At 64.2% G+C, this 22,307-nt stretch carries 19 protein-coding genes; 7 read left to right on the plus strand and 12 right to left on the minus strand.

The genetic code is table 11. The features are described 5' to 3' along the window. Positions 1–8 precede the first annotated feature (8 nt). Together ACEWPL_RS13120 and ACEWPL_RS13125 are read left to right on the plus strand one after the other, a co-directional pair. Entirely contained in the window at positions 9–1,097 is a 1,089-nt protein-coding gene (locus ACEWPL_RS13120) for a polysaccharide biosynthesis/export family protein (protein ID WP_393931199.1), read from the plus strand. Beyond that, positions 1,097–3,112 (plus strand): capsular polysaccharide biosynthesis protein, encoded by a 2,016-nt coding sequence (locus ACEWPL_RS13125; protein WP_393931074.1) that lies wholly within the window; start codon positions 1,097–1,099, stop codon positions 3,110–3,112. The genes ACEWPL_RS13120 and ACEWPL_RS13125 overlap by 1 nt, the downstream gene beginning before the upstream one ends. Before the next feature lie 78 nt (positions 3,113–3,190). Here ACEWPL_RS13125 and efp read toward each other — a convergent pair whose 3' ends face one another. Then, the gene (gene efp, locus ACEWPL_RS13130; RefSeq protein WP_393931072.1) at positions 3,191–3,754 is read right to left on the minus strand and encodes an elongation factor P; all 564 of its coding nucleotides are present in this window, start codon (positions 3,752–3,754) and stop codon (positions 3,191–3,193) included. Positions 3,755–3,966: 212 nt separating this feature from the next. Here efp and ACEWPL_RS13135 point away from each other — a divergent pair, with 212 nt between their 5' ends. Together ACEWPL_RS13135 and ACEWPL_RS13140 are read left to right on the plus strand one after the other, a co-directional pair. Further along, a complete protein-coding gene (locus ACEWPL_RS13135; RefSeq protein ID WP_076531761.1) occupies positions 3,967–4,290 on the plus strand; it encodes a DUF6280 family protein in 324 nt (107 codons plus the stop codon). Between the two features lie 160 nt (positions 4,291–4,450). Continuing rightward, positions 4,451–5,902: a cobyric acid synthase gene (locus ACEWPL_RS13140; RefSeq protein WP_393931070.1), complete on the plus strand. Its 1,452-nt coding sequence runs from the start codon at positions 4,451–4,453 to the stop codon at positions 5,900–5,902. On the opposite strand, the gene ACEWPL_RS13145 is transcribed toward ACEWPL_RS13140, so the two are convergent. The 4 genes from ACEWPL_RS13145 to ACEWPL_RS13160 all read right to left on the minus strand — a co-directional run bounded on the left by ACEWPL_RS13145 (position 5,903) and on the right by ACEWPL_RS13160 (position 11,273). Next, positions 5,903–6,919, minus strand: a complete 1,017-nt coding sequence (locus ACEWPL_RS13145; RefSeq protein WP_393931068.1) for a hypothetical protein — start codon at positions 6,917–6,919, stop codon at positions 5,903–5,905. A 78-nt stretch (positions 6,920–6,997) separates the two neighbouring features. Beyond that, positions 6,998–8,464, minus strand: coding sequence for a TolC family outer membrane protein (locus ACEWPL_RS13150; protein WP_393931066.1), 1,467 nt, complete (start codon positions 8,462–8,464; stop codon positions 6,998–7,000). Between the two features lie 63 nt (positions 8,465–8,527). After that, positions 8,528–9,181, minus strand: a complete 654-nt coding sequence (locus ACEWPL_RS13155; protein WP_393931064.1) for a protein-L-isoaspartate O-methyltransferase family protein — start codon at positions 9,179–9,181, stop codon at positions 8,528–8,530. A gap of 145 nt (positions 9,182–9,326) precedes the next feature. Beyond that, on the minus strand, positions 9,327–11,273 hold the full coding sequence (locus tag ACEWPL_RS13160; RefSeq protein ID WP_393931062.1) for a polysaccharide biosynthesis protein: 1,947 nt from the start codon (positions 11,271–11,273) through the stop codon (positions 9,327–9,329). Between the two features lie 459 nt (positions 11,274–11,732). Here ACEWPL_RS13160 and ACEWPL_RS13165 point away from each other — a divergent pair, with 459 nt between their 5' ends. Continuing rightward, positions 11,733–12,827, plus strand: a complete 1,095-nt coding sequence (locus tag ACEWPL_RS13165) for a lytic murein transglycosylase (protein ID WP_393931197.1) — start codon at positions 11,733–11,735, stop codon at positions 12,825–12,827. 4 nt (positions 12,828–12,831) lie between these two features. Here ACEWPL_RS13165 and ACEWPL_RS13170 read toward each other — a convergent pair whose 3' ends face one another. Beyond that, entirely contained in the window at positions 12,832–13,077 is a 246-nt protein-coding gene (locus tag ACEWPL_RS13170; RefSeq protein ID WP_393931060.1) for a hypothetical protein, read from the minus strand. A 177-nt stretch (positions 13,078–13,254) separates the two neighbouring features. Here ACEWPL_RS13170 and ACEWPL_RS13175 point away from each other — a divergent pair, with 177 nt between their 5' ends. Further along, a complete protein-coding gene (locus ACEWPL_RS13175; protein ID WP_393931058.1) occupies positions 13,255–14,235 on the plus strand; it encodes a DNA topoisomerase IB in 981 nt (326 codons plus the stop codon). A 95-nt stretch (positions 14,236–14,330) separates the two neighbouring features. On the opposite strand, the gene proB is transcribed toward ACEWPL_RS13175, so the two are convergent. Continuing rightward, positions 14,331–15,491, minus strand: coding sequence for a glutamate 5-kinase (gene proB, locus ACEWPL_RS13180; RefSeq protein ID WP_420744352.1), 1,161 nt, complete (start codon positions 15,489–15,491; stop codon positions 14,331–14,333). Between the two features lie 450 nt (positions 15,492–15,941). Between proB and ACEWPL_RS13185 the strand changes: the two genes are divergently transcribed. Continuing rightward, the gene (locus ACEWPL_RS13185) at positions 15,942–17,228 is read left to right on the plus strand and encodes a glutamate-5-semialdehyde dehydrogenase (protein ID WP_393931054.1); all 1,287 of its coding nucleotides are present in this window, start codon (positions 15,942–15,944) and stop codon (positions 17,226–17,228) included. A 51-nt stretch (positions 17,229–17,279) separates the two neighbouring features. On the opposite strand, the gene ACEWPL_RS13190 is transcribed toward ACEWPL_RS13185, so the two are convergent. The 5 genes from ACEWPL_RS13190 to ACEWPL_RS13210 all read right to left on the minus strand — a co-directional run bounded on the left by ACEWPL_RS13190 (position 17,280) and on the right by ACEWPL_RS13210 (position 21,925). Then, the gene (locus ACEWPL_RS13190) at positions 17,280–18,257 is read right to left on the minus strand and encodes a branched-chain amino acid ABC transporter permease (protein WP_393931052.1); all 978 of its coding nucleotides are present in this window, start codon (positions 18,255–18,257) and stop codon (positions 17,280–17,282) included. Then, positions 18,257–19,144 carry a branched-chain amino acid ABC transporter permease gene (locus tag ACEWPL_RS13195; protein ID WP_393931050.1) on the minus strand — a complete coding sequence of 296 codons (888 nt, stop codon included), beginning with the start codon at positions 19,142–19,144 and terminating at the stop codon, positions 18,257–18,259. Before ACEWPL_RS13195 ends, ACEWPL_RS13190 begins: the two co-directional genes overlap by 1 nt. Before the next feature lie 75 nt (positions 19,145–19,219). Next, positions 19,220–20,422, minus strand: coding sequence for an ABC transporter substrate-binding protein (locus tag ACEWPL_RS13200; RefSeq protein ID WP_393931048.1), 1,203 nt, complete (start codon positions 20,420–20,422; stop codon positions 19,220–19,222). Positions 20,423–20,466: 44 nt separating this feature from the next. Next, a complete protein-coding gene (locus ACEWPL_RS13205) occupies positions 20,467–21,183 on the minus strand; it encodes an ABC transporter ATP-binding protein (protein WP_393931046.1) in 717 nt (238 codons plus the stop codon). Next, positions 21,176–21,925, minus strand: coding sequence for an ABC transporter ATP-binding protein (locus ACEWPL_RS13210; RefSeq protein ID WP_393931044.1), 750 nt, complete (start codon positions 21,923–21,925; stop codon positions 21,176–21,178). Before ACEWPL_RS13210 ends, ACEWPL_RS13205 begins: the two co-directional genes overlap by 8 nt. Between the last annotated feature and the right edge of the window lie 382 nt (positions 21,926–22,307).

Consider the following 22,307-nt stretch of genomic DNA (forward strand, 5'->3'; position numbering starts at 1 on the left):
CCCTTTCGATGATCGTGGCCTCTTGCAGCGTTCTTCCGCAGGTGGGCCCGAACAAGCGCCAGATCTACTCTGGGTCGGTGCAGCGCTCGGGCGATGCCTTTGTCGTTTCGGTCAATGACCGGGTGACCCGCGCGACCGCCTTTCAGCCCGCCCTCGGCTTCAGCGAGCAATTCCGCAATGCGGGGCAGCTCGGCTCGGACACGATCCGTCCCGGTGATACGCTGGGCCTGACGATCTGGGAGAACGTCGATGACGGCTTGCTGGCGGGTGAAGCAAGCAGCCAGACAATCCTCGAAGAAGTTCAGGTCGATGGCAGCGGCTTCATCTTCGTGCCCTATGCGGGCCGCATCCGCGCGGCCGGCAACACGCCCGAGGCGATCCGCCGCATCATAACCTCCAAGCTGGACGAGCAGACACCAGACCCGCAGGTGCAGGTCCGCCGCCTTGCCGGTGACGGGGCAACCGTGTCGCTGGTCGGGTCCGTCGGCGCCCAGGGCGTCTACCCGATCGAGCGGCCCACGCGCACCCTGTCGGCCATGCTGTCGGCGGCGGGCGGCATCGTGATCCCCGCCGAAGTGGCGCAGATCACCGTCCTGCGCGGCGGCCAGCGCAGCAAGGTCTGGTTTCAGGACCTCTATAAGCATCCCGAGTTCGATATCGCCCTGCGCGGCGGTGACCGTATTTTGGTCGAGCAGGACACACGCTCGTTCACCGCACTCGGCGCCACCGGTGCGCAATCGCGCGTGACGTTCGAGACGCAGACGCTGAGCGCGATCGAGGCGATCGCCACGGTTGGCGGCCTCCGGGCTGCGGCGGCTGACCCCACCGGGGTTTTCATCCTTCGCAACGAACCCGCCGAGATCGCCAACCAGGTGATGGGCCGCAATGACCTCGTGGGCGATCAGCGGATGGTCTACGTGCTGGACCTGACCAAGCCCAACGGCATGTTCATGGCGCGCGATTTCTCGGTCCGCGATCAGGACACGCTTTATGTGACCGAGGCACCCTTCGCCCAGTGGAGCAGAGTCATCGCGGCCATCACTGGCGGCCTCGGCGTGGTCGACACGGTGGATTCGACGACATCGCTATTTGATTAATGGATCCAGAGCGCGACAACGATCCCACCGGGGCCGAGGGGCGCCGGCGGGTTTTCTATTTCAACGGTGGTTTTCTGCGCCAGCCCCGCCTGCGCCGGATCATGGCGCTGGCCGGCTATGACATGCGCCTCGGCTGGCCGCGCGCCGGGGATCACGTCGCCGTCTGGGGCCACAGTCCCTATGCAAAGCGCGGCGAGGCAGTGGCGGAGCGGACCGGCGCGGGCCTCATCCGGCTTGAGGATGCATGGCTGCGCTCGGTCCATCCCGGCCGCAGCGGCGGCGCGCCCTTGGGCCTTCTGATCGACACGCGCGGCGCGCATTTCGACCCGTTGCAGCCGTCCGATCTTGAACTTCTGTTGGCCACGCATCCGCTGGACGACACCGCGCTGATGGACCGCGCCCGCGCCGCCATCGCGCGCTTGCACGAGGCGCATCTGAGCAAATACAATGCCCATGACCCAGCCCTGCCCTGCCCCGATCCGGGCTATGTGCTGGTCATCGATCAGACCGTCGGCGACGCCGCCGTGCGGGTGGGCGGGGCGGATGCCAACACGTTCCGCGAGATGCTGTATTACGCGCAGGCGGACAATCCCGGCGCGCGCATCGTCATCAAGACCCACCCCGAGACAGCGCAGGGTCACCGCCCCGGCTATTTCGGGTCGGATGATACCGGGCCGAATGTCAGCCTTCTGGATACCCCGGTCAGCCCCTGGTCGCTGCTGGAAGGAGCGATTGCCGTCTATACCGTCTCCAGCCAGCTGGGCTTCGAGGCGATCTTTGCCGGGCATCGCCCCCGCGTTTTCGGGCGCCCCTTCTACGCCGGCTGGGGCTTGACCGAGGATCGCAGCCCCCTGCCTTTGCCCCGCCGGGGGCGCGCCCTCAGCCGCGCACAGATCTTCGCCGCCGCGATGATCCTCTATCCCAAATGGTATGATCCCTTCGCCGATAGGCTCTGCGAGATCGAGCAGGCCATCGACGCGCTTGAGGCTGCGGCGCGCGAATGGCGCGAGGACCTGCATGGCTGGCGCGCCCATGGCATGCGGCTGTGGAAACGCGGCCCCCTCCGGGCCGTCTTTGGCCAGCATGCACCGGTCACTTTCCAAGGCGCGGGCGGCAAAGCCCGCAACATGGTCTGGGCGGGCAAGGCCGAGCTTGGACCGCCGGATGCCGTGCGGGTCGAGGACGGGTTCCTGCGCTCGCGCGGGCTGGGCGCCGAGTTGGTGCCGCCCCTCAGCCTCGTCCTGGATGTGCGCGGCATCTATTATGATCCGACTCGGCCCAGCGATCTCGAAGACTGGATCGCGCGCCGTGCCCATATGCGTCCCGACCAGATCCACCGCGCCGAGGCGTTGATGGCCCGCATCACGGCGCTTGGCGTGACGAAATACAATCTGGGCGGCACCCTGCCCGATCTGCCCGAGGGACACCGCATCCTCGTCCCCGGCCAAGTCGAGGATGATGCGTCGATCCGCACCGGCGCAGGGCAGATCCGCACCAACCTTGCCCTGCTCGCCGCGGCGCGCGCGGCCAATCCGGACGCCATCCTGCTCTACAAACCCCACCCCGACGTCGAGGCAGGGCTCCGCGCAGGCGCCATCCCGCCCGAAGAGGCGCTGGAGTTGGCCGATCTCGTCTTGCCTCACAGCGATCCCGCCGCCCTCATGGGCGCGGTAAACGAGGTCTGGACCATGACCTCGCTGCTCGGGTTCGAGGCGTTGATCCGCGGCGTGATGGTCACCACCACGGGCGCACCCTTCTACGCGGGCTGGGGCCTGACGACCGATCTGGGCACTATCCCCGCGCGCAGGCGCGCCCGCCCCGGCCTGGTTGGCCTCGTTCATGCCGCGCTGATCGACTATCCGCGGTATTTCGACCCCAAGACCGGCCTGCCCTGCCCGCCCGAAGTGGTGCTGGACCGCTTGGCCACCGGGACCGTGCCGCATCCCGGCCCGGCCAACCGTCTTTTGTCGAAACTGCAGGGCATTGTCGCATCGCGCGCCGCGCTCTGGCGCTGAATGCAAAAGCGCCGCGGCCCCCAAAGGTCACCGCAGCGCTTTCATCGTTCTTCAAATACTCGAAATACCCGGCCCGTCTCAGGCGCGCTCGGAATATTCCATGGTCTCGGTGTTGACGATGATCGCCTCGTCCTGCCCCACGAAAGGCGGCACCATCACCTTGACGCCGTTGTCCAGAACAGCGGGCTTGAAGCTGTTGGCCGCCGTCTGACCCTTCACCACCGGCTCGGTCTCGACCACGGTGCAGGTCACTTTCTGCGGCAGCGTCGCGTTTAGCGCCTCGGACTCATGATACTCGATATGCACGGTCATGCCGTCCTGTAGAAAGGGGCGGCGCTCACCCAGGATCTCGGCGGGCAGTTCGATCTGCTCGTAGGTTTCGCTGTCCATGAACACCAGCATGCCGTCCACTTCGTAGAGGAATTGCTGGTCCTTCTGCTCCAGCCGCACGCGCTCGACCTTGTCCGCCGAGCGGAAGCGCTCGTTCAATTTCGATCCGTTGCGCAGGTTGCGCATTTCGACCTGGGCAAAGGCGCCACCCTTGCCCGGCTTGACGTGATCGACTTTCACCGCCGACCACAGGCCGCCGTTATGCTCCAGCACGTTACCGGGGCGGATCTCGTTTCCGTTGATCTTGGGCATTGTGTCAAAGTCCTGACAAAAGGTTGATAGAATTCCGACGCACTCTATATATGGCGATACACAAGGGGGCAAGCCAACGATATATCGCGTTCAGCGCGGCTCGGCCATGCACAGGACGCATAAGAGGTATGCAAATCTGCTCTATCCGAATCGCATAAACTCAGCCATAAACAGCGACAACCCAAAAACACAAGACTAATAAAGGACGAACCATGAAGGATTTCGTTGACGGTGCCGCCTTCAATAACGAGCAAGGCAACCGGGCACGCAAACTTTTCGCAGCTGTCGTACTGGCTGCGCTCGATGATGCTATCTCTGACGACAAGAAATACGGCAATGGCCCCGATCAGATCGCCCGCTGGGCGCGGTCACGCGATGGCCGTGAGGTGCTGTCCTGCGCGGGTATCGACCCGAACGAGCGTGTCGTGTCGGGTCTGATGGATTTCGTCTCCAAAGGTGTGCGCACCTCCGTCGCGCTGTCGCGTGAAGAGAGCGAGCGTCGGAATGCCGCCGCCGCGCAGGCCGAAGCCGCCTGAGGCCACGCCTTTTCGTTTCGCATCCCGCATGTGGATGTACCAAGCCCTGCCGAACCCCGGCGGGGCTTTGGTCGTTTCTGGACCTTGGGCTTTTTCGCGGCTTTCCTTGCGGCGGGATAATGCCCTACATCCGGTCAGGCATTCAGCCGAGGACAGGGGCATGGCGCGCGCGATCATGATTCAGGGCACCGGCTCGAATGTCGGTAAATCCATGCTGGTCGCGGGGCTGGCGCGCGCCTGCACGCGGCGCGGGCTGAACGTGGCTCCGTTCAAACCGCAGAACATGTCGAACAATGCCGCCGTGACGGCAGACGGCGGCGAAATCGGGCGGGCGCAGGCTCTGCAGGCCCGCGCTGCCGGCAAGGCGCCGCATACCGACATGAACCCCGTCCTGCTGAAACCCGAGAGCGAGACGGGTGCGCAGGTCATCGTGCAGGGCCGCGTGCAAGGCAGTTGGCAGGCCCGCGCCTATCCCGAGCGCAAGCAAAGCCTGATGCGCGCCGTGCAGGAAAGCTTTGCCCGGTTATGTGCCGGCGTCGATCTGGTGCTGGTCGAAGGGGCGGGCAGCCCTGCCGAGATCAATCTGCGGCAGGGTGACATCGCCAATATGGGCTTTGCCCTGGCGGCGGGCGTGCCTGTGGTGCTCGTCGGCGATATCGACCGCGGCGGCGTCATCGCGCAGATCGTCGGCACGCGGGCAGTGCTGGCATCTGAGGATGCCGCGCAGATCAAGGCCTTTGCGATCAACAAGTTTCGCGGAGACGCGCGTCTTTTCGATGACGGGCTGTCTGCGATCGAGGCGCGCACCGGATGGCCGTCTCTGGGCGTGATCCCATGGTTCTCGGATGCTTGGCGCCTGCCCGCGGAGGACGCGCAAGAGATCGTCCAGCGCAAGGGCGGCGACTTCATCATCGCCGTTCCCAGGCTTGGCCGGATCGCCAATTTCGATGATCTAGATCCGCTTAGTGCCGAGCCCGGCGTAACTGTCCGCATCATTCCGCCCGGCCAGCCTCTACCCGGCGATTCCGGGCTGATCGTAATCCCTGGCAGCAAATCCACCATCGCGGATCTGGCCGCGTTTCGCGCCAATGGCTGGGATATCGATCTGGCCGCCCATATCCGTCGCGGCGGGGCTGTTCTGGGTCTTTGCGGTGGGTATCAGATGCTGGGCCGTACGCTTTCGGACCCCGGCGGGGTCGAGGGGCCGCGATGCACCGTGCCCGGCCTGGGCCGTCTGGCCGTGGATACCGTGATGCAGCCGCACAAGCGGCTGTCGCTAGCCGCCGGACATCATCCGGCCAGCGGCGCCGCCATCACCGGCTATGAGATCCACATGGGCCAGACCACCGGACCGGATTGCGCGCGACCATGGCTGACCATGTCGGGCGCAGCCGAAGGCGCCAGCAGCCGCGATGGCCTGATCCGGGGCAGTTACGTGCATGGCCTGCTGGCATCCGATGCCTTCCGCGCGGCCTACCTGGCCGAGCTGGGCTGTGCATCCGACCTGCAATTCGAAAGCGGTGTGGACGCGGCGCTGGACGCGTTGGCCGACCATCTGGAGACGCATATGGATATCGACCGCCTGCTATCGCTGGCCGCCGAGATCCGCTAGCTACTGCAATTCCTGACTGGTCAACGCGCGGTGAATTTCGCGGCGGACCAGCTTGCGCACATTTCGCGTGATCCGCTCACCCAGCGCGCCCTGCAATTCCTGACGCACAATATCCGCGACCAGATCGCGCAGCGCGTCTTCGTCCAGAAACTCGTCATTTCCGGCGAAAAGCTCCGCATTCTCGTCATCATGCAAGACATAGGGACTACGCCGCGCGTCAGCCTCGTGGGGCTCAGCCGCGGCGAAATTATCGGGGATGTCCTCGGCATCATCGTGATCCGCGTCGGCGCTGGCCGGCTCCGGCTTGGCCGGGGCCTCTGCCGCCTTGGCAATCGCCTCGTCGATGGCGCGCTCGGCATCGCTGCTATCCGCTTCGGCCTCATCATCGCCGGTGGCGTCTTCCTCCCACGGGAGGGGCGAAACCGGGCTTGCGGAGTTTTCGTCCGACCCAGCGCCATCCGGGTCCCACTGGTCGACTTGCCGTGCGACGACCTCCTCCAGCTCGGCCACGCGTGCCTTGAGTGATTCTGCGCGGTCATCGCGAGGCTCGTCCTCGCGGTTCTCCGCGCCATGATGCACCTCCTGCGCCGCGTCCCCCGCAACTGCGTGATCCTTGCCTTCACCGTGATCCGAGACATCGTCGAACGCGGTCAGTTCGCTGTCGAAATCATCCGCTGGTTCGGACCGCAGCATGTCCGCATCATCGGCGCCGGGGGCATCAATCTGATCGGTCCAGTCGTCCTCATCCGCCGCCACGGCCTGATCGCCTCGCTCGTCCAGGCGGCCCTCATCCGAAAGCTCTTCGGCCTCGTCTCTGGCGCCGTCATTCTCCGGCATCGCCGGGTCCTGCGCCGCGTTGTCGATTCGCAAGGAGGGCGTCAGTACCAGCCTGTCAGGCTCCGCAGGCTCCCCGCCCGGCGCGCCTGCGGCCTTTGCCAGACGCCCATCGCTCGATACCAAGCGCCGGATCGAGGACAGCACATCCTCGATTTCAACATTTGTGACGGGATCGGACATGGTTCTATCGCCCTCGGTTCTTGCCTCGCCGCTCAGCTTACCGGCGCGGCGGCTTTCGCACAACAGATAGGCGCAGTTTTACTGGTTTCCGATCTTGCGCAGCACACGGTCCAAGGATTTGCCACGCTCGCTGAGCGCGGCAGGAGCGTCCTTGACGAGGTTGTAATAGGCCGCCGGATCATAGGTCTGCACAGCCAGATTGAGGTCGCGCACCGTCAACTCGCCGGTTGATTCCAGCACGGCATAGGCGGCGACGATCACGTCGGCCTCAGCCGAAATCTGGTTGGCCTGCGCGTCCAGATATTCCTGCTCGGCGTTCAGCACGTCGAGCGTGGTCCGTGCGCCGAGGTTGGCCTCTTCATTGACCCCCTCGAAGGCGACGCGCCCGGCGCGCACCTGTTCACCGGATGAGATGGCCGACGCGCGGGCCGCTTCGAGGATCGCGTAGGCGATACCGACATTCTGGCGGATCCGGTCACGTGTCTGGTGCAGCACACCCAGCTGCGCGTCGCGCTGCGCGTAGGCGCTGCGCTTGGCCGACGACAATGCACCGCCCTGATAGATCGGACCGCTCAACCCGAGGCTGAGCCGGTTGTTGTCGCTGTCAACACCACCATCAATATTCTCGGACACGCCCAAACTCGCCCCGAGCGAGACGCTGGGCCTCATTGCGGCCTCGGCCACCAGCACGTTCAGCTCGGCTGCCGCCACGTTGTATTGGGCGGACAGCATGTCGGGATGGCTGCGCAAGGCCACCAGCTTGGCGGTGTCTTCGCTACGGGTCAGCGTCGGCACGCGCGGCGGGCTCACGAGATTGCCGGGACGGCGGCCGGTCACCGCGACATACTCCTCGATCGCGCGCTCCAGATCGCCCTGCGCGGTTGCCAGATTGCTGCGAGCCAGCGAAAGGCGCGCCTCAGCTTGGGCAACATCAGTGCGCGTCACTTCACCCACCTCAAAGCGGTCCTCTGCCGCGCGCAGGGATTCGCCGATCACGCGAACGTTGTTGCGGCGCAGCGCAACAAAGCGGGTGTTTCGGACCACGTCCATATAGGCCTGAACCGCACGGAGCAGGACGTCCTGCTCGATCCCGACAAGGCTCTGGCGCGTTGCGAGCACCAGCTCCTTGGCGGAGGCGATCGTCAGTTGGGAGCGGCCGAAATCATAGAGCAACCACTCAGCTGTGATGGCCGCGTTCAACGCCACCGAGTCGGTGCTGCCACCGCTGCTCAGCGCAGTCAGGCCACTGCTACTGGATGTGTTGTTGTAGGTGCGGGTGACGTCCGTCGTCCACGAAATGATTGGACGCAAACGGGCCACAGAGGCGGCAACATCCTCGTCTGCCGCGCGCAGCAGGGCCCGGTTCTGCTCAAGTAAGCCGCTGGTGTTATAGGCCGCAGCAAGGGCGTCGGCCAGCGTCTCGGACATGGCGGCGGGCGCCGTCAGCGACAGGGCCGCCCCGATCAGCCAGCCGCGGACCGCGCCGCCGATCAGACCGCGCCGGTTGCGCCCGTTGGGCCGCGCCTTATCGAGAAGGGTCATCATCGCTATCGTCCTTTCGGCCAACCCGGTGGCGCATCGCCTGCGCCCCATCGTCCAGATAATCGTTTACAGGGTAAAGGCCGCGTGCCGCTCGAATCCGGGCAGCACGGGCGCACCCGCATTGAAGGCAAAACGCCAGTTCATCGTTCCGTTCAACTTGTAGCCGATGCGCACCGCGCCCAGCGCACCCTCGACGAACATGCAGGCAATGCGCCCGCCCTCCTTCAACTGGTCGGTCAGCGCCTCCGGCAGATGCTCGACCGCGCCTTCGACGATGATCACGTCATAGGGGCCGTGCTCGGGCGCGCCGCCAGCCAGCGGGGCCGCGTGGGTGATGACGTTGTCGACCCCATGCTCCAGCAGCATGGCCTGCGCCTCGCCGCCCAGCGTCTCTTCCTCCTCCAGCGCGACGACCGCCTCGGCCATCCGCGAAATCACCGCCGAAGAATAGCCAAGCGCGCTACCCACATCGAGGACCAGCTCATCGCGGCGTATGTCGAGAGCGTCCAGCATCTTGGCCAATGTGCGCGGCTCCAGCACGACGCGGCCGCCGCCCAGATCCACGTTCTCGCCCACATAGGCGGCCTCGCGCATGGCACGCGGCACGAAGGCCTCGCGCGGGACACTCAGCATGGCGTCTATGATCGGAAATTTGGTCACGTCGGCGGGGCGAACCTGCGTGTCGACCATCATGGTGCGGCGCGTGGCATAGTCAGTCATGGCTAAACTCTTCCGTTCAATCTGCTGCCCGGAGTTTTGGCACAGAAGCCCGCCTTGGGCAACGGCGCTGTGCCGTGCACGGATTGCAAATCGGCGGATCACGCCCCACTTGCAACATCTGGCCACCCGGCACGGATGCCAAAGGTCATTCAGCCGCTTCGCGCACCCACAAATCGTCGTCACCGGCGCTCAGCAGGTCAGCGGCGGGGCCCGACGGGGTGTATCCCAGCGGCGCGGCAGTGATCAGACTGCGCAATGAACTGATATCCTGCATTTTGCAGGCATTCAGCAAGTCGTCCAGAAGCGCGTCCAGCGCATCAGGCGAAAGGCATGTCTCACTCGCGGTCATGATGCGCGGATGCACGGTGCGACCGGATGTCTCGCCAATGAGCAGCTCTTCGAACAGTTTTTCGCCCGGCCGCAGCCCGGTGAACTGGATGGCGATGTCGCCCTCAACATGCGCGGTTCTGCCATTGGCACCCGGCGGCATATGGTAAGGGGTCAGCCCGCTCAGGCGGACGATGCTGTCGGCCAGATCGACGATCTTGATCGGCTCCCCCATATCCAGAACGAAGACGTCGCCGCCCGTCGCCATGGCACCGGCCTGAATGACCAGTTGCGCGGCCTCGGGGATGGTCATGAAATAGCGGGTGATCTCGGGATCGGTCACCGTAACCGGCCCGCCCCGCTCGACCTGACTGCGAAAGCGCGGGATGACGGACCCGGACGAGTTCAGCACATTTCCGAACCGCACCATGGAAAAGATCGTATGGTTCTGGCGACGCGCGGCGGCCTGAAACACCAGCTCGGCCAGGCGCTTGGAGGCGCCCATCACGTTGGTCGGGCGTACCGCCTTGTCCGACGAGATCAGAATGACGGACTCGACCCGGGCGTCGATGGCGCTTTGCGCCACGGCCTGCGTGCCGAAGACGTTGTTGCGTACTCCCTCGACCACGTTCTGCTCGACCAGCGGGACGTGCTTGTAGGCCGCCGCATGATAGACCGTTTGCACGCCGAAGCGCGCCAGCGTGGCGGTCAGGCGGCGCGGGTTCTGCACCGACCCCATAAGCGGCACCAGCCGCACCTCGAGATTTCGCGCTCCGATGGTCTCGGTCAGTTCATTGTTGAGGGTGTAGAGAGCGAGTTCCGACAGCTCCCACAGGATCAGGGCGCTGGGGCGCTGCTGGATGATCTGGCGGCAGAGCTCGGACCCGATCGAGCCTCCGGCCCCGGTCACCATCACCACCTTGCCCTCGATATCGCCCTTCATCAAAGGCTCCATCGGCGGAACGGGGTCGCGGCCCAGCAGATCCTCAATGGCGATGTCGTGCAGATCACTCGTGCGGGCCTTGCCCGTGACGATATCCGACATGGCCGGAATGGTCTGCACGCGCACGGGAAACGGCTCCAGCCGCTCGACGATTTCACGGCGTTCGGCACGCGAGGCACTGGGAAGCGCCAGCAGCACCATCTTGACGCCGTAAAGCTGGATCAACCGTCCAAGACGCGCAGGATCGTGGATGCGGATGCCACCCACCTCGGAATCGTGCAATTCCGTGGCATCGTCCAGAAATGCGACCACAACGAATTCCGATTGTTCGCGAAGCGAGCTGAGAAGCTGACGGCCCGACTTTCCCGCGCCATAGATCAGCACCGGCTTGCGCCCTTCGGATGCGTGCCGCTGCAGCAATTCGCGCAGGGCCATGCGCAAGCCGCCCAGAACGCACATGGCAATCAGTCCATAGATCGGCACCGTGCTCACCGGCAGCGGCACATCAAGCATCCGCAAGGACGACAGCAACAGTACGGACGAGGCAAGCACCCCGAAAAAGATCGTCATCAGCAATTGGGTAGACAGGTAGCGCACGACCGCCCGGTAAAATCCCAGCCGGACGAAGACCAAAAGGCTGACCGGCACGAAAATCAGCGCCGCACGCCAGAATCCGCTGGAGGCGATGACCGCGCCTGCGCCGGCCAAACCCGCCGCAGCCGTGTAGCTGAGGATCAGCAGAGCCGCGTCCGCCACCAACTGCAGAGCGCGCTTGTGCGCGCGCTTCAGCTTCAGGAGATGGGTCAGGGCACCGTTCAACATTCTGGGCGCAACTTCCTTGGAGGGATCAGACAGCCGGGCCACCGTCGGTGTTGTTGAGGTTTGGGCGTCAATGAAATGGCTTGACGCTCGGCTCATACTGCGTCCTATCGCCCCAGAGTTCAACCCTTGGGTGCACAGACGGGCGAGCGTTCGCCCATCGAATCGAACCCTTTGAGCCGGCCAGATTGGGTGTGGCTTGTCAAGCTGACAAAGTGTCGCTGCTTGCCGAACGGTCAGCGCCGGCAATAATCCCCGCTCGCCGCGCGCACCCACTTTTGCCCCCGACTACGATACCCTAAGATTAACCGCAAAAGCATAAGCATAAGCGAGGCAGGCATGACACATTCTTTCAAATCGGCGGAACCCAAAATTGCATCGGCCACCCGCGCCGCGCGTGGACCCTCAAGGCGGCTCTTTGCCATCGGCCTCAGCGCATTGGCACTGTCGGCCTGCGGCGATATGCGCGGCCTTGGCATGGCCGGCGCCGCCGAAGCCAGCGGACCCACGGCACTGCCGGACGATCTGCGCCCCGTGCCCAATGCGGCCTACGACGCCTGGGTCGCGGGGTTTCGCAGCCGAGCCGGAGGCTACGGCATCTCGAACGCGACGCTGGCCAGCGCCTTCCGCGGCACCGGCTATCTGCCGGGCGTGGTCAAGCGGGATCGCAACCAGACCGAATTCACCCGCACGCTGGAAGACTACCTTGCCATCGCCGCCTCGGACGAGCGGGTTGCCAAGGGCCGCGCCGCCTTTGCGCGCCACAGCGCGACGCTGAACGCCTTGGAACAGCGCTATGGCGTCGATGCCGAGATCATCACTGCGGTCTGGGGGCTCGAGAGCTTTTACGGAGAGCGGCGCGGCGATGTGCCGGTGATCTCGGCCACCTCGACGCTCGCTTTTGACGGACGGCGCGGGGCTTTCTTTGAAAAACAGTTGGTTGCGGCGCTCAAGATCATCCAGAACGGCGATATCACCGCTGACCGCATGACCGGATCCTGGGCGGGCGCGATGGGTCATACCCAATTCATCCCCACCTCGTATGAGGCCTTCGCTGTGGATTACACCGGCGACGGGCGGCGCGACATCTGGTCCGAGGATCCGAGCGACGCGCTGGCCTCCACCGCGGCTTACCTCGCCAAAAGCGGGTGGTCACGCGGTACGCCTTGGGGGCGCGAAGTGATGCCCGGCGAGAGCGCCCCCGGCACTGTGATTCAGCCCCAGCCCGGCGGGCCGCGCTTTGCGGTGACCGGCAACTTCCGGGCCATCAAACGCTACAACAACTCGGATTCCTATGCGATCGGCGTCGGCCACCTGGCAGACAGGATCGGCGGCGCCGGCCCCTTGCGCAGCGCGTTTCCGCCGGATGCAAACGGCCTGACCAAGGAGGACCGCGTGGCGCTGCAACAACGCCTCACCGCGCGCGGCTTTGACACGGACGGCACGGATGGCGTGATCGGACCCAACACGCGCAGCGCCATCAGCGCCTATCAGTCCAGCCAAGGGCTGCCTGCCACGGGCGAGCCATCGGCCGAACTGCTGCGCAGCCTGCGCTGACACGTCAGTACTGCGGGATCTCGCTTGGCCCGCCCGGCGGCGTTTCGTTGGGCGGCACGAACGGATCCTCGGGCGGTAGATCCTGCGGCGTTTCCTGCGGCGGCTCGGGCGTTTTTTCGGGTGGCAGATCGTTCGGCACTTCCGAAGGCGGGCGCTGCGGGTCCGGGCGGCCCGGATTGGCCGGGCCGGGATTGGGAACGCCCGGATTGCCGGGACGCGGGCCGGGGGTTGCGGCGAATTCATGTGACATGGATGTCTCCTCGATCTGGCGCGCGGCGGTGCCCCGCGCATGTGAAAAACCCTGCGATGCGTCTGCCGGTTCCCTGCGGCCCGGCGCCGCAAGGCGGAACCCTGCTGCCGCAACCGGTGTTTAGGCCCTGCCGCAGCACTGTTGCCGCGCTCGCGCCCTTCCGCCCGAAAGCCCGCCATGACCGAAGCTCCCGATCTGCCGCCCAGCCTGCGCTATTATCCCGACTCGCGCCCCGGTATCCGCCGGCGGCGTTGCGGGCGTGGCTTTTCCTACCTCAATGACGACGGCACGCGCATTGACGCTGCGCAAGAGCGATCCCGAATCCAAGCCCTCGCCGTGCCGCCCGCATGGGAGGATGTCTGGATCTCGCCGCTGCAGAGCGGTCATCTCGTGGCCACCGGTCAGGATGCCCGCGCGCGCAAGCAATATCGCTATCATCCCGAATGGACCGCACTTCAGGCGGCGCAGAAATTCTCGGCCCTGCCGGATTTCGCCGAGGCCCTGCCCGCGATCCGCCGCCGCATCCGCCGCGATCTGGCCGAAGAGCCGGGCGAAGAGGCCTTTGCCATAGCCGCCGCCGCCGCAATGATCGACCGGCTGTCGCTGCGCGTGGGCAACCCTGAATACACCCGCGAGAACGGCAGTTACGGCGCGCTGACCCTCAAGGGGCGCCACGTTCGGCTGCGGGACGGGCGGCTGAACATCTCGTATACCGGCAAGGGCGGCAAACGGGTGCGCCGGCAACTGGCCGACTCGCGGTTGATGAAGGCGCTCGAGCGTATTCGCGATCTGCCGGGAGCCGAGCTTTTGACTTGGCTCGACGATGAGGGCAGGACGCGCCGCGTCACCTCGGCTGGCCTGAACGACTATCTGGCCGACGCTGGCGGGATCGAGACCCTGACGGCGAAGACCTTTCGCACGTGGGCGGGCACGGTCGCCGCCTTCGAGGTCGCGCTGCAGGACGAGCGCCCGACGATCAAGGCCATGGCCGAAGCCGCCGCCGAGCGCCTGCACAACACTCCCGCCATCGCGCGCAACAGCTATATCCATCCGGACGTTCTAGACCTCGCCAAGACCGCCCGGGACATGCCTCCCCGCAGCGGCACGCGCGAGCTGACAGTGACCGAGCAGCGCCTTCAGGCCTTTTTGACGAGCTGACACATCGTGCAGACCGGCACCGCCACCCGAGAAGAAAGGGCGCGGCGCCCTCAGCACCGCGCCCCTATCATCGGACCATCGCCCTGCCCGGCTGCCTACATCGGCACGACGACCTTCTGGTCATGCTCGGGGGCGTCCAGCGTCAGGTGGTTCTCCTCAAGGATCAGGATATTCTCCTTGGCGATGACGTCGCTTTTGGTTTTGTAGCCAATGACATCCTCGACAGGCATGTCGATATGGCGCGCCATCAGCATGGTTTCCTCTGACGAGAAATTCGTCAGGCCGCGCGCGATTTCCGTGCCGGAATCGTTGTAGATATGCAGCACGTCGCCCTTGGTGAAATCGCCCTGGATCGATGTCACATCGGCCCGGCTGATCCCGCATTCGCCCGCCACCAGCGCCTTGGCAATCTGATCCGTCACGACAAGCGAGCCTGCAACCTGCAGCCTGTTGCTGAGCCAGATCTTGAGCGGCGACGCCGTCTCGCCGGTCACGAGACAACGGGTATGGCGCCGCTCGTTCTTGAGCGCGGAGGAAATCGGGCGCTCGATGATGCCGTCGGCGATGATCGTCTCGACCCCGGCATTTTGCGCCATGTTGGCGGCGTGCATCTTGGTCAGCATCCCGCCACTGCCCAACTCGCTGATGCCCGTGGTGGATTCCAGGTGCTCGCTCACATCCTCGACCTCGTGGATGAACTCGGCGTCCGGGTCGGCAGGATCGCGATCATAAAGCCCCTCGACGCTGGTGAGGATGATCAGCGTATCGGCCTCGACCATCTGGGCGACCTTGGCGGACAAGCGGTCATTATCGCCCACCCGCAGGTCGCGCGTGGCGATGGAATCGTTTTCGTTCACGATGGGCAGGATGTTGCTTTCCAGCAGACGCAGCATGGTGTTCTTGATGTTGAGGAACCGGCGGCGCTCTTCCATGTCGCCGACCGTGACCAGCATCTGGGCCACGTCCATGTCATGCTCGGACGCGACCTGACGGTAGGCGTTCATCAGCAGGGGTTGGCCACAGGCGGCGGCGGCCTGCTTGTCCATGATGCCGGCCTCTTCGGGACGTTTCCCGACCATGTTGAGGCCCAGCGCGACCGAGCCCGAGGAGGTCAGGATGATGTCATAGCCTTCGGATTGAAGCTGCGCGAGGTCGCTCATCAAGCCGTTGATGAACGCATATCTCAGCGTCAGCTTCTCGCTATTGGCCAGCAGGCTGGACCCGACCTTGACGACGATCTTCTTTCTCTTGGACACAGGCATTCTCCACTATTCATTTGTATTCAATGAGATAAATACCTTCTAGTGGCGCCCAAGGACGCCAACGGACAGCATTACCCCTTTCAGTGATTCGCCGTTTTATAGCACGCCCCAGATATCGGAATGCAAACAGGTCATGGCCTCGCCCGGCCCAGCGCGGCGCCTGCCGTCACGGAAAACGCGGCCAGAAGGCGCACCCGCATGCGTTTGGCGAAACAAGCCGCACGCGTGCTGAAAACGACATTAAATTTGCTGTAAACGGCATGGCTTTGCGTTATGTAGCACCCCGAACACAGAGCGCGCGCCGAGGCAGACCCCTTGCGGCATGGGCCGCAACGGCCCACTTGATGTAGCCCGGCCGCATAGACGGTGCCGGGCCATTTTACCGGTCGCAACGCGCGCGCCACCATGATGCGGCCCAAAAGGCCGCCGAAAGGAGACGACACGATGAACGACATGAGCACCGACAAGGCACAGCCCAATCTCGATATCGCCGCGCTGGTCGCGGATCTGGGGGAGCGCGCCAGGGCGGCGGCACAGGGGCTGGCCGCCACCACGGCCGAGCAGCGCAACAAGGCGCTGACCGAGGCCGCAAAGGCGCTGCGCGCACGCGCGCCCGAACTGCTGGAGGCGAACGCCAAGGATTGCGACAGCGTCCGTGACAGTGGCAAGGACGCCGCGTTCATCGACCGCCTGACCCTGACCGAAGAGCGTGTCGAGGGTATGGCCGATGCCATTGATGCCATCGCCGCGCAGGACGACCCGCTTGGCCGCATGCTTGCCACATTCGACCGGCCCAACGGGCTGAAGATCAACCGCGTCAGCGTGCCCATCGGCGTCATCGCCATGATCTACGAGTCCCGCCCCAATGTCGGATCGGACGCAGGCGCGCTTTGCGTCAAATCCGGCAATGCGGTGATCCTGCGCGGCGGCTCCGAGAGCCTGCATTCCTCGCGGGTCATCGTCTCGTGCCTGGCCCAGGGGCTGCGCGCCGCCGGTCTGCCCGAGGACGCGGTGCAACTGGTCGACACGCGCGACCGGGAGGCCGTCAAGCTGCTGCTGCACAGCACTGAGGCGATCGATCTGGTCATCCCGCGCGGCGGGCGCGGATTGGTGTCGCTGGTCCAGAAGGAGGCCCGTGTGCCGACCCTTCTGCATCTGGACGGCAACAATCACACCTATGTCCATGAGAGTGCCGATATCGAGAAGGCCGTGGGCATCGTCCAGAATGCCAAGATGCGGCGGACGGGGATTTGCGGCGCCACTGAATGCGTCGTGGTCGACCGCAAGATCGCGGGCGACTTCCTGCCCCGCCTTGCCCAGGTGCTCAGCGATTGCGAGCTGCGCGGCGATGCCGAAGCGCAGAAGATCGTGCCGGACATGACTGCCGCCACGGACGAGGATTGGGGCACCGAATATCTCAGCAACATCATGTCGGTGAAGGTCGTGGCCGATCTGCAGGAGGCGATCGGATTTGTTCAGGCGCATTCCTCGGGGCATACGGACGCCATCGTGGCCGAGGATATGGACGTGGTGACGCCCTTCATGACGGCGGTGGATTCCGCCGTTGTGATGCACAACGCATCGACCCAGTTCTCGGATGGGGGCGAGTTTGGCATGGGGGCCGAGATCGGCATCGCGACCGGCAAGATGCATGCCCGCGGGCCAGTCGGCGCCGAGCAACTGACCAGCTTCAAATACCTCGTCTTCGGCAACGGGCAAAAGCGCCCCTGAGGCGAATGACCCCTGCGCGGCGCCTCCCCGGCGCCGCGCCAGTGACAGATATCAAAGGGGCCGTTTCAGCCAGCGCGCCAGAACGCCCACGATCCCTTCGCGGAACATCAGCACTCCGATGACAAAGATGACGCCCTGAATGATCGTGACCCACGCTCCGAAGGTCGCAAGGTAGTTCTGCATTGTCACGATGATGCCAGCGCCCAGCAGCGGACCAAAGACGGTGCCCATGCCACCCAGCAGGGTCATCAAAACGACCTCGCCCGACATTGACCAATGCACATCCGTCAGCGACGCCAGTTGAAACACCTGCGATTTGGTCGCCCCTGCCACACCAGCCATCGTGGCCGACAGCGTGAACACGATCAGCTTGTAACGGTTGACGTCATAGCCCAGCGACACGGCGCGCGGCTCATTCTCGCGGATTGCCTTCAAGACCTGGCCGAAGGGCGAATGCACGATCCGGTAAAGCATCAAGATGCCGCCGAAGGTCACCACCAGCACGAAGAAATAGAGCGCCAGATTGTCGGCGAGCGGGATCATCCCGAAAAGATCGTTGCGCGGCACGCTCTGGATGCCGTCCTCGCCGCCGGTGAACTCGGCCTGCAGGGCGATGAAATAGACCATCTGCGCGAAGGCCAGCGTGACCATGGCAAAGTAGATGCCCTGCCTGCGGATCGCGAGCGATCCGATAATGAGCCCCAGAACGCCCGCAGCAGCAGCGCCGCACAGCACCGACAGTTCCGGCGTCAGCCCCCAGACCTTGGCGGCATGAGCGGCGACATAGCTGGCCCCGCCGAAATAGGCCGCATGTCCAAAGGACAGCAATCCGCCGAAGCCCAGCAGCAGGTTGAACGCGGCGGCAAAGAGCGCGAAGCACATCACCTTCATCGCGAAGATCGGATAGACGAAGAAGGGCAGAACGATCAGCACCGCCAGAAGGACGGCAAAGATGATCTTGTGCAGCCGTGGCATGCCGGCGGTCTGCGGCACCACGTCCGCCGCTTTGGTGTTGTCTGCCATCGCCATTATGCGGGCCTCCCAAACAGTCCTTCGGGTTTGATCATCAGAACGATCGCCATGATGACAAAGATCACAACGGCCGATCCCTCGGGGTAGAACACCCGCGTCAGCCCCTCGACGATGCCCAGCATGTATCCCGTGAGGATCGCCCCCATGATCGAGCCCATGCCGCCGATCACCACGACGGCGAAGACCACGATGATAAGCTGCTCGCCCATCGTGGGGTTAACCGAATAGATCGGCGCGGCCAGCACGCCGGCAAAGCCCGCGAGCGCGACGCCGAACCCGTAGGTGAGCATGATCATCAGCGGCACGTTGACGCCGAACGCGCCCACCAGCACCGGGTTTTCCGTCGCTGCGCGCAGATAGGCGCCCAGCCGGGTCTTTTCGATCATGAACCAGGTACCAAAGCACACAACAACGGATGCTACGACCACCCATGCGCGGTAGTTCGGCAGGAACATGAAGCCGAGGTTCTGGCCACCGTTCAGGATGTCGGGGATCTGATACGGCAATCCGGAGATGCCATAGTAATTGCGGAACAGGCCCTGAATGATCAGCGCAAGGCCGAAGGTCAGCAAAAGCCCGTAGAGATGGTCAAGGTGATAGAGCCGCGACAGCATGGTCCGCTCCAGCAGGATGCCGAAGGCCCCCACGATCAGCGGCGCCAGAAAGAGAGCGGGCCAATAGCCGATGCCGAGATAATTGAGCAGCATCCACGCCACGAAGGCGCCCGCCATGTAAAGCGCGCCATGGGCAAAGTTGATGATGTTGAGCAGGCCAAAGATCACGGCCAGCCCCAGCGACAGCACCGCGTAGAACGAGCCGTTGATGAGGCCCAGCAAAAGCTGACCCATCAGAACCTGCGGCGGTATTCCCAGAAGTTCGAACATGATGCCGTCCCGTTGGCCTGAGTGATCAAGACGCGCCCGCCCGGCTGATGTAGCCGGGCGGACGTCGGCAGTGTCTTACTGCTTGGTGAAGTCGCACTCGTCCAGCATCGGCAGGAACGCATCCTCGCCGCTGATCGAGGAGACCTGATTATAGAGGTCCCACTCGCCTTCGGAATCGCCCGGTGCCTTGACCTCGAAGAGGTACATGTCGTGGATCGCACGGCCATCACCGCGCACGGTGGTCATCCCGAAGAGCGGATCGTCGAACTCCATCTCCTTCATCTTGGCGACCACGGCCTTGCCGTCCTCGGCGCTGCCTACGGCCTCGACCGCCGCCAGATAGGCCATCGTGGCGGAATACGCGCCCGCATGGACCATCGTCGGCTTGGAACCCATTTCTTCTTCGAAGCGGGCCGACCATTCGCGCGTGGCGTCGTTCTGATCCCAGTAGAACGCCTCGGTCAGGTTCAGGCCCTGCGCGGTTTCGGTTCCCAGCGAATGCACGTCGGTGACGAACATCAGCAGAGCGGCCAGCGACTGGCCCGCCTGGGTGATGCCGAATTCCGACGCCTGCTTGATCGCGTTGACGGTATCGCCGCCCGCATTGGCGAGGCCGATCACGTCAGCGCCGCTGCCCTGCGCCTGCAACAGGAAGGACGAGAAGTCCTGCGACGGGAAGGGATGGCGCACGTTGCCGACGACTTCACCGCCGTTCTCCTTGACCACGGCCATCGTGTTCTCTTCCAGCGAGTGACCAAAGGCATAGTCGGCAGTCAGGAAGAACCATTTCTTGCCGCCGGCATTGGTGACGGCGCCGCCGGTGCCGTTGGCGAGTGCGGCGGTGTCATAGGTCCAATGCACGGTCGTCGGCTGGCACTGGTCGCGCGTCAGGCTGGTCGAGCCTGCACCGGAATCCAGCAGAACGCCGTTCGCTTCGGCGGTGATGTCGGCGACGGCCAGCGCCACGGACGAGGTCGGCACATCGACGATAGCGGTCACGCCGTCCACGTCATACCACTGGCGCGCGATATTCGAGCCCACATCGGGCTTGTTCTGGTGGTCGGCCGAGATCACCTCGACATTCATGCCCTTGTCGGCGGCGCCGAAATCCTCGACCGCCATACGCGTGGCCACAGCCGAGCCTTCGCCCGACAGGTCCGCATAGGTGCCCGAACGGTCGTTGAGCACGCCGAGCTTGACATTGATGTCCTGCGCCATCGCCGGCGCACCGAGCATCGCGGCCAGTGCCGCGGAGTTGATAGCTAGTTTCCTGAACATTCTTTTCCTCCCTGGTTTCGGCGCTGCTTGCGCCCTTTATCGTTCTAGACCCCGAGATACTCGTGCAGCTTCTCGGTGTTCTCCTCCAACTGGTCGTTCGCGATCATATCGACGACCTTGCCCTGATCCACCACGTAATGCCGGTCAGCGACCGACGCGGCAAACCGGAAATTCTGCTCCACCAGAACAATGGTAAAGCCTTCGTCCTTGAGCGCCTCGATCGTGTGCCCGATCTGCTGCACGATAACGGGTGCCAGACCTTCGGTCGGCTCATCCAGCAGCAAAAACTTGGCGCCCGTGCGCAAGATGCGGGCGATCGCCAGCATCTGCTGCTCGCCGCCCGACAGCTTGGTGCCCTGGCTGCTGGTGCGTCGCTCGCGCAGGTTGGGAAACAGATCATAGATCCGCTCGATACTGAGGCCACCATCGGCGATGCGGGGCGGCAGCATCAGGTTTTCCTCGACGCTCAGCGACGAAAAGATGCCGCGCTCTTCGGGGCAGAGCGCGAGGCCCAGCCGCGCGATATGGCGCGGCTGCATGTCGATCAGTTCGGTGCCCTCGAAGGTGACCGAGCCGGTGCGCTTGCCGAGGATGCCCATGATCGCCAAGAGGGTCGATGTCTTGCCCGCGCCGTTGCGCCCCAAAAGGGTGACGACTTCGCCCTTCCGCACTTCGAAATCGATGCCGTGCAGGACATGGCTCTCGCCATACCAGCCGTTGAGGTCGCTGACTTTCAAAAGCACGTCCGCCGCGTCAGTCATGGCTCGCTCCGATATAGGCTTCGATCACTTCGGGGGCTTTCGATATCTCATCATAGGTGCCTTCGGCCAGGATTTCGCCCCGCGCCAGCACGGTGATGCGGTCCGACAGATCAGCCACCACCGACAGGTTATGCTCGACCATCAGTACGGTGCGATTCTCGGCGATCCGCCGGATCAGCTGCGAGATGCGCTCCACATCTTCCCGGCCCATGCCCGCCATCGGCTCGTCCAGGAGCAGCATGTCGGGGCTGAGCGCCAGCGTGGTGGCGATCTCGAGCGCGCGCTTGCGTCCATAGGGCAAGGCGGCGGCGCGCTCATTGGTGAACTCGCTCAGCCCGACCTCGTCGATATAGCCGCGCGCCTGATCGTCGAATTTCGACAGGATCTTGTCCGAGCGCCAGAAATCGTAGCTCTCGCCGCGCGCCCGCTGCAGGGCCACCCGCACGTTCTGCAGCACGGTCAGGTCCGGAAAGATCGCCGAGATCTGAAACGACCGAACCATGCCCAGCCGGGCAATCTCGGCGGGCTTCATCTTGGTGATATCGCGGCCTTCATAGATGATCGAGCCGCGGGTCGGCTGCAGGAATTTCGTGAGCAGGTTGAAACAGGTCGTCTTGCCGGCGCCATTCGGGCCGATCAGCGCGTGGATCGTTCCCTTTTCGACCGACAGATCGACGTTGTTCACGGCGACAAAGCCCTTGAACTCTTTCGTCAATCCCTTCGCCTCAAGCGCGACTGCCATACCACCCTCACGTCATCTTTTTATACCCGCATCCTGCACGCAATGTGCAAGCGCAGGCTATTGCAGTATGGAATTGCTAACGCTTGAGGACAAAATGTAAACAAATTTCTGCGCTTACCGGTGCTGCCGGACCCATTCTCTGGATCTGTCCGGGTATCGTAGAATCTTGGTGGGCAGATGGTATTCCCAAGCCGTGAGGAGTGCGCCGGCCCCCTACCCTTGCCCGGCAGGATCAGGGGTTTTCCGAAGTGACATTGCCCGTCATGGGCCGCCGTGACTCCCCCGCCGTGCAGACTGGAACGAATGCGACGCGGAGTGGTTGAACACATAGTACGGCCGCTTGAACGTGGCCCGCGTCATGGCACCGCGTGACTTAGAAAGT

Source organism: Roseovarius roseus (genome assembly GCF_043355935.2).
Lineage (GTDB): Bacteria > Pseudomonadota > Alphaproteobacteria > Rhodobacterales > Rhodobacteraceae > Roseovarius > Roseovarius roseus.

Coding starts and splice junctions, on each gene's coding strand:
- ACEWPL_RS13170 (WP_393931060.1), bottom strand. CDS start 13,077: ATGTCACATGAATTCGCCGCAACCCCCGGCCCGCGTCCCGGCAATCCG.
- ACEWPL_RS13155 (WP_393931064.1), bottom strand. CDS start 9,181: ATGACTGACTATGCCACGCGCCGCACCATGATGGTCGACACGCAGGTT.
- ACEWPL_RS13195 (WP_393931050.1), bottom strand. CDS start 19,144: ATGTTCGAACTTCTGGGAATACCGCCGCAGGTTCTGATGGGTCAGCTT.
- ACEWPL_RS13200 (WP_393931048.1), bottom strand. CDS start 20,422: ATGTTCAGGAAACTAGCTATCAACTCCGCGGCACTGGCCGCGATGCTC.
- efp (WP_393931072.1), bottom strand. CDS start 3,754: ATGCCCAAGATCAACGGAAACGAGATCCGCCCCGGTAACGTGCTGGAG.
- ACEWPL_RS13175 (WP_393931058.1), top strand. CDS start 13,255: ATGACCGAAGCTCCCGATCTGCCGCCCAGCCTGCGCTATTATCCCGAC.
- ACEWPL_RS13145 (WP_393931068.1), bottom strand. CDS start 6,919: ATGTCCGATCCCGTCACAAATGTTGAAATCGAGGATGTGCTGTCCTCG.
- ACEWPL_RS13135 (WP_076531761.1), top strand. CDS start 3,967: ATGAAGGATTTCGTTGACGGTGCCGCCTTCAATAACGAGCAAGGCAAC.
- ACEWPL_RS13160 (WP_393931062.1), bottom strand. CDS start 11,273: ATGTTGAACGGTGCCCTGACCCATCTCCTGAAGCTGAAGCGCGCGCAC.
- ACEWPL_RS13150 (WP_393931066.1), bottom strand. CDS start 8,464: ATGATGACCCTTCTCGATAAGGCGCGGCCCAACGGGCGCAACCGGCGC.
- ACEWPL_RS13125 (WP_393931074.1), top strand. CDS start 1,097: ATGGATCCAGAGCGCGACAACGATCCCACCGGGGCCGAGGGGCGCCGG.
- ACEWPL_RS13190 (WP_393931052.1), bottom strand. CDS start 18,257: ATGGCGATGGCAGACAACACCAAAGCGGCGGACGTGGTGCCGCAGACC.
- ACEWPL_RS13165 (WP_393931197.1), top strand. CDS start 11,733: ATGCGCGGCCTTGGCATGGCCGGCGCCGCCGAAGCCAGCGGACCCACG.
- ACEWPL_RS13210 (WP_393931044.1), bottom strand. CDS start 21,925: ATGGCAGTCGCGCTTGAGGCGAAGGGATTGACGAAAGAGTTCAAGGGC.
- ACEWPL_RS13140 (WP_393931070.1), top strand. CDS start 4,451: ATGGCGCGCGCGATCATGATTCAGGGCACCGGCTCGAATGTCGGTAAA.
- ACEWPL_RS13120 (WP_393931199.1), top strand. CDS start 9: ATGATCGTGGCCTCTTGCAGCGTTCTTCCGCAGGTGGGCCCGAACAAG.
- ACEWPL_RS13205 (WP_393931046.1), bottom strand. CDS start 21,183: ATGACTGACGCGGCGGACGTGCTTTTGAAAGTCAGCGACCTCAACGGC.
- ACEWPL_RS13185 (WP_393931054.1), top strand. CDS start 15,942: ATGAACGACATGAGCACCGACAAGGCACAGCCCAATCTCGATATCGCC.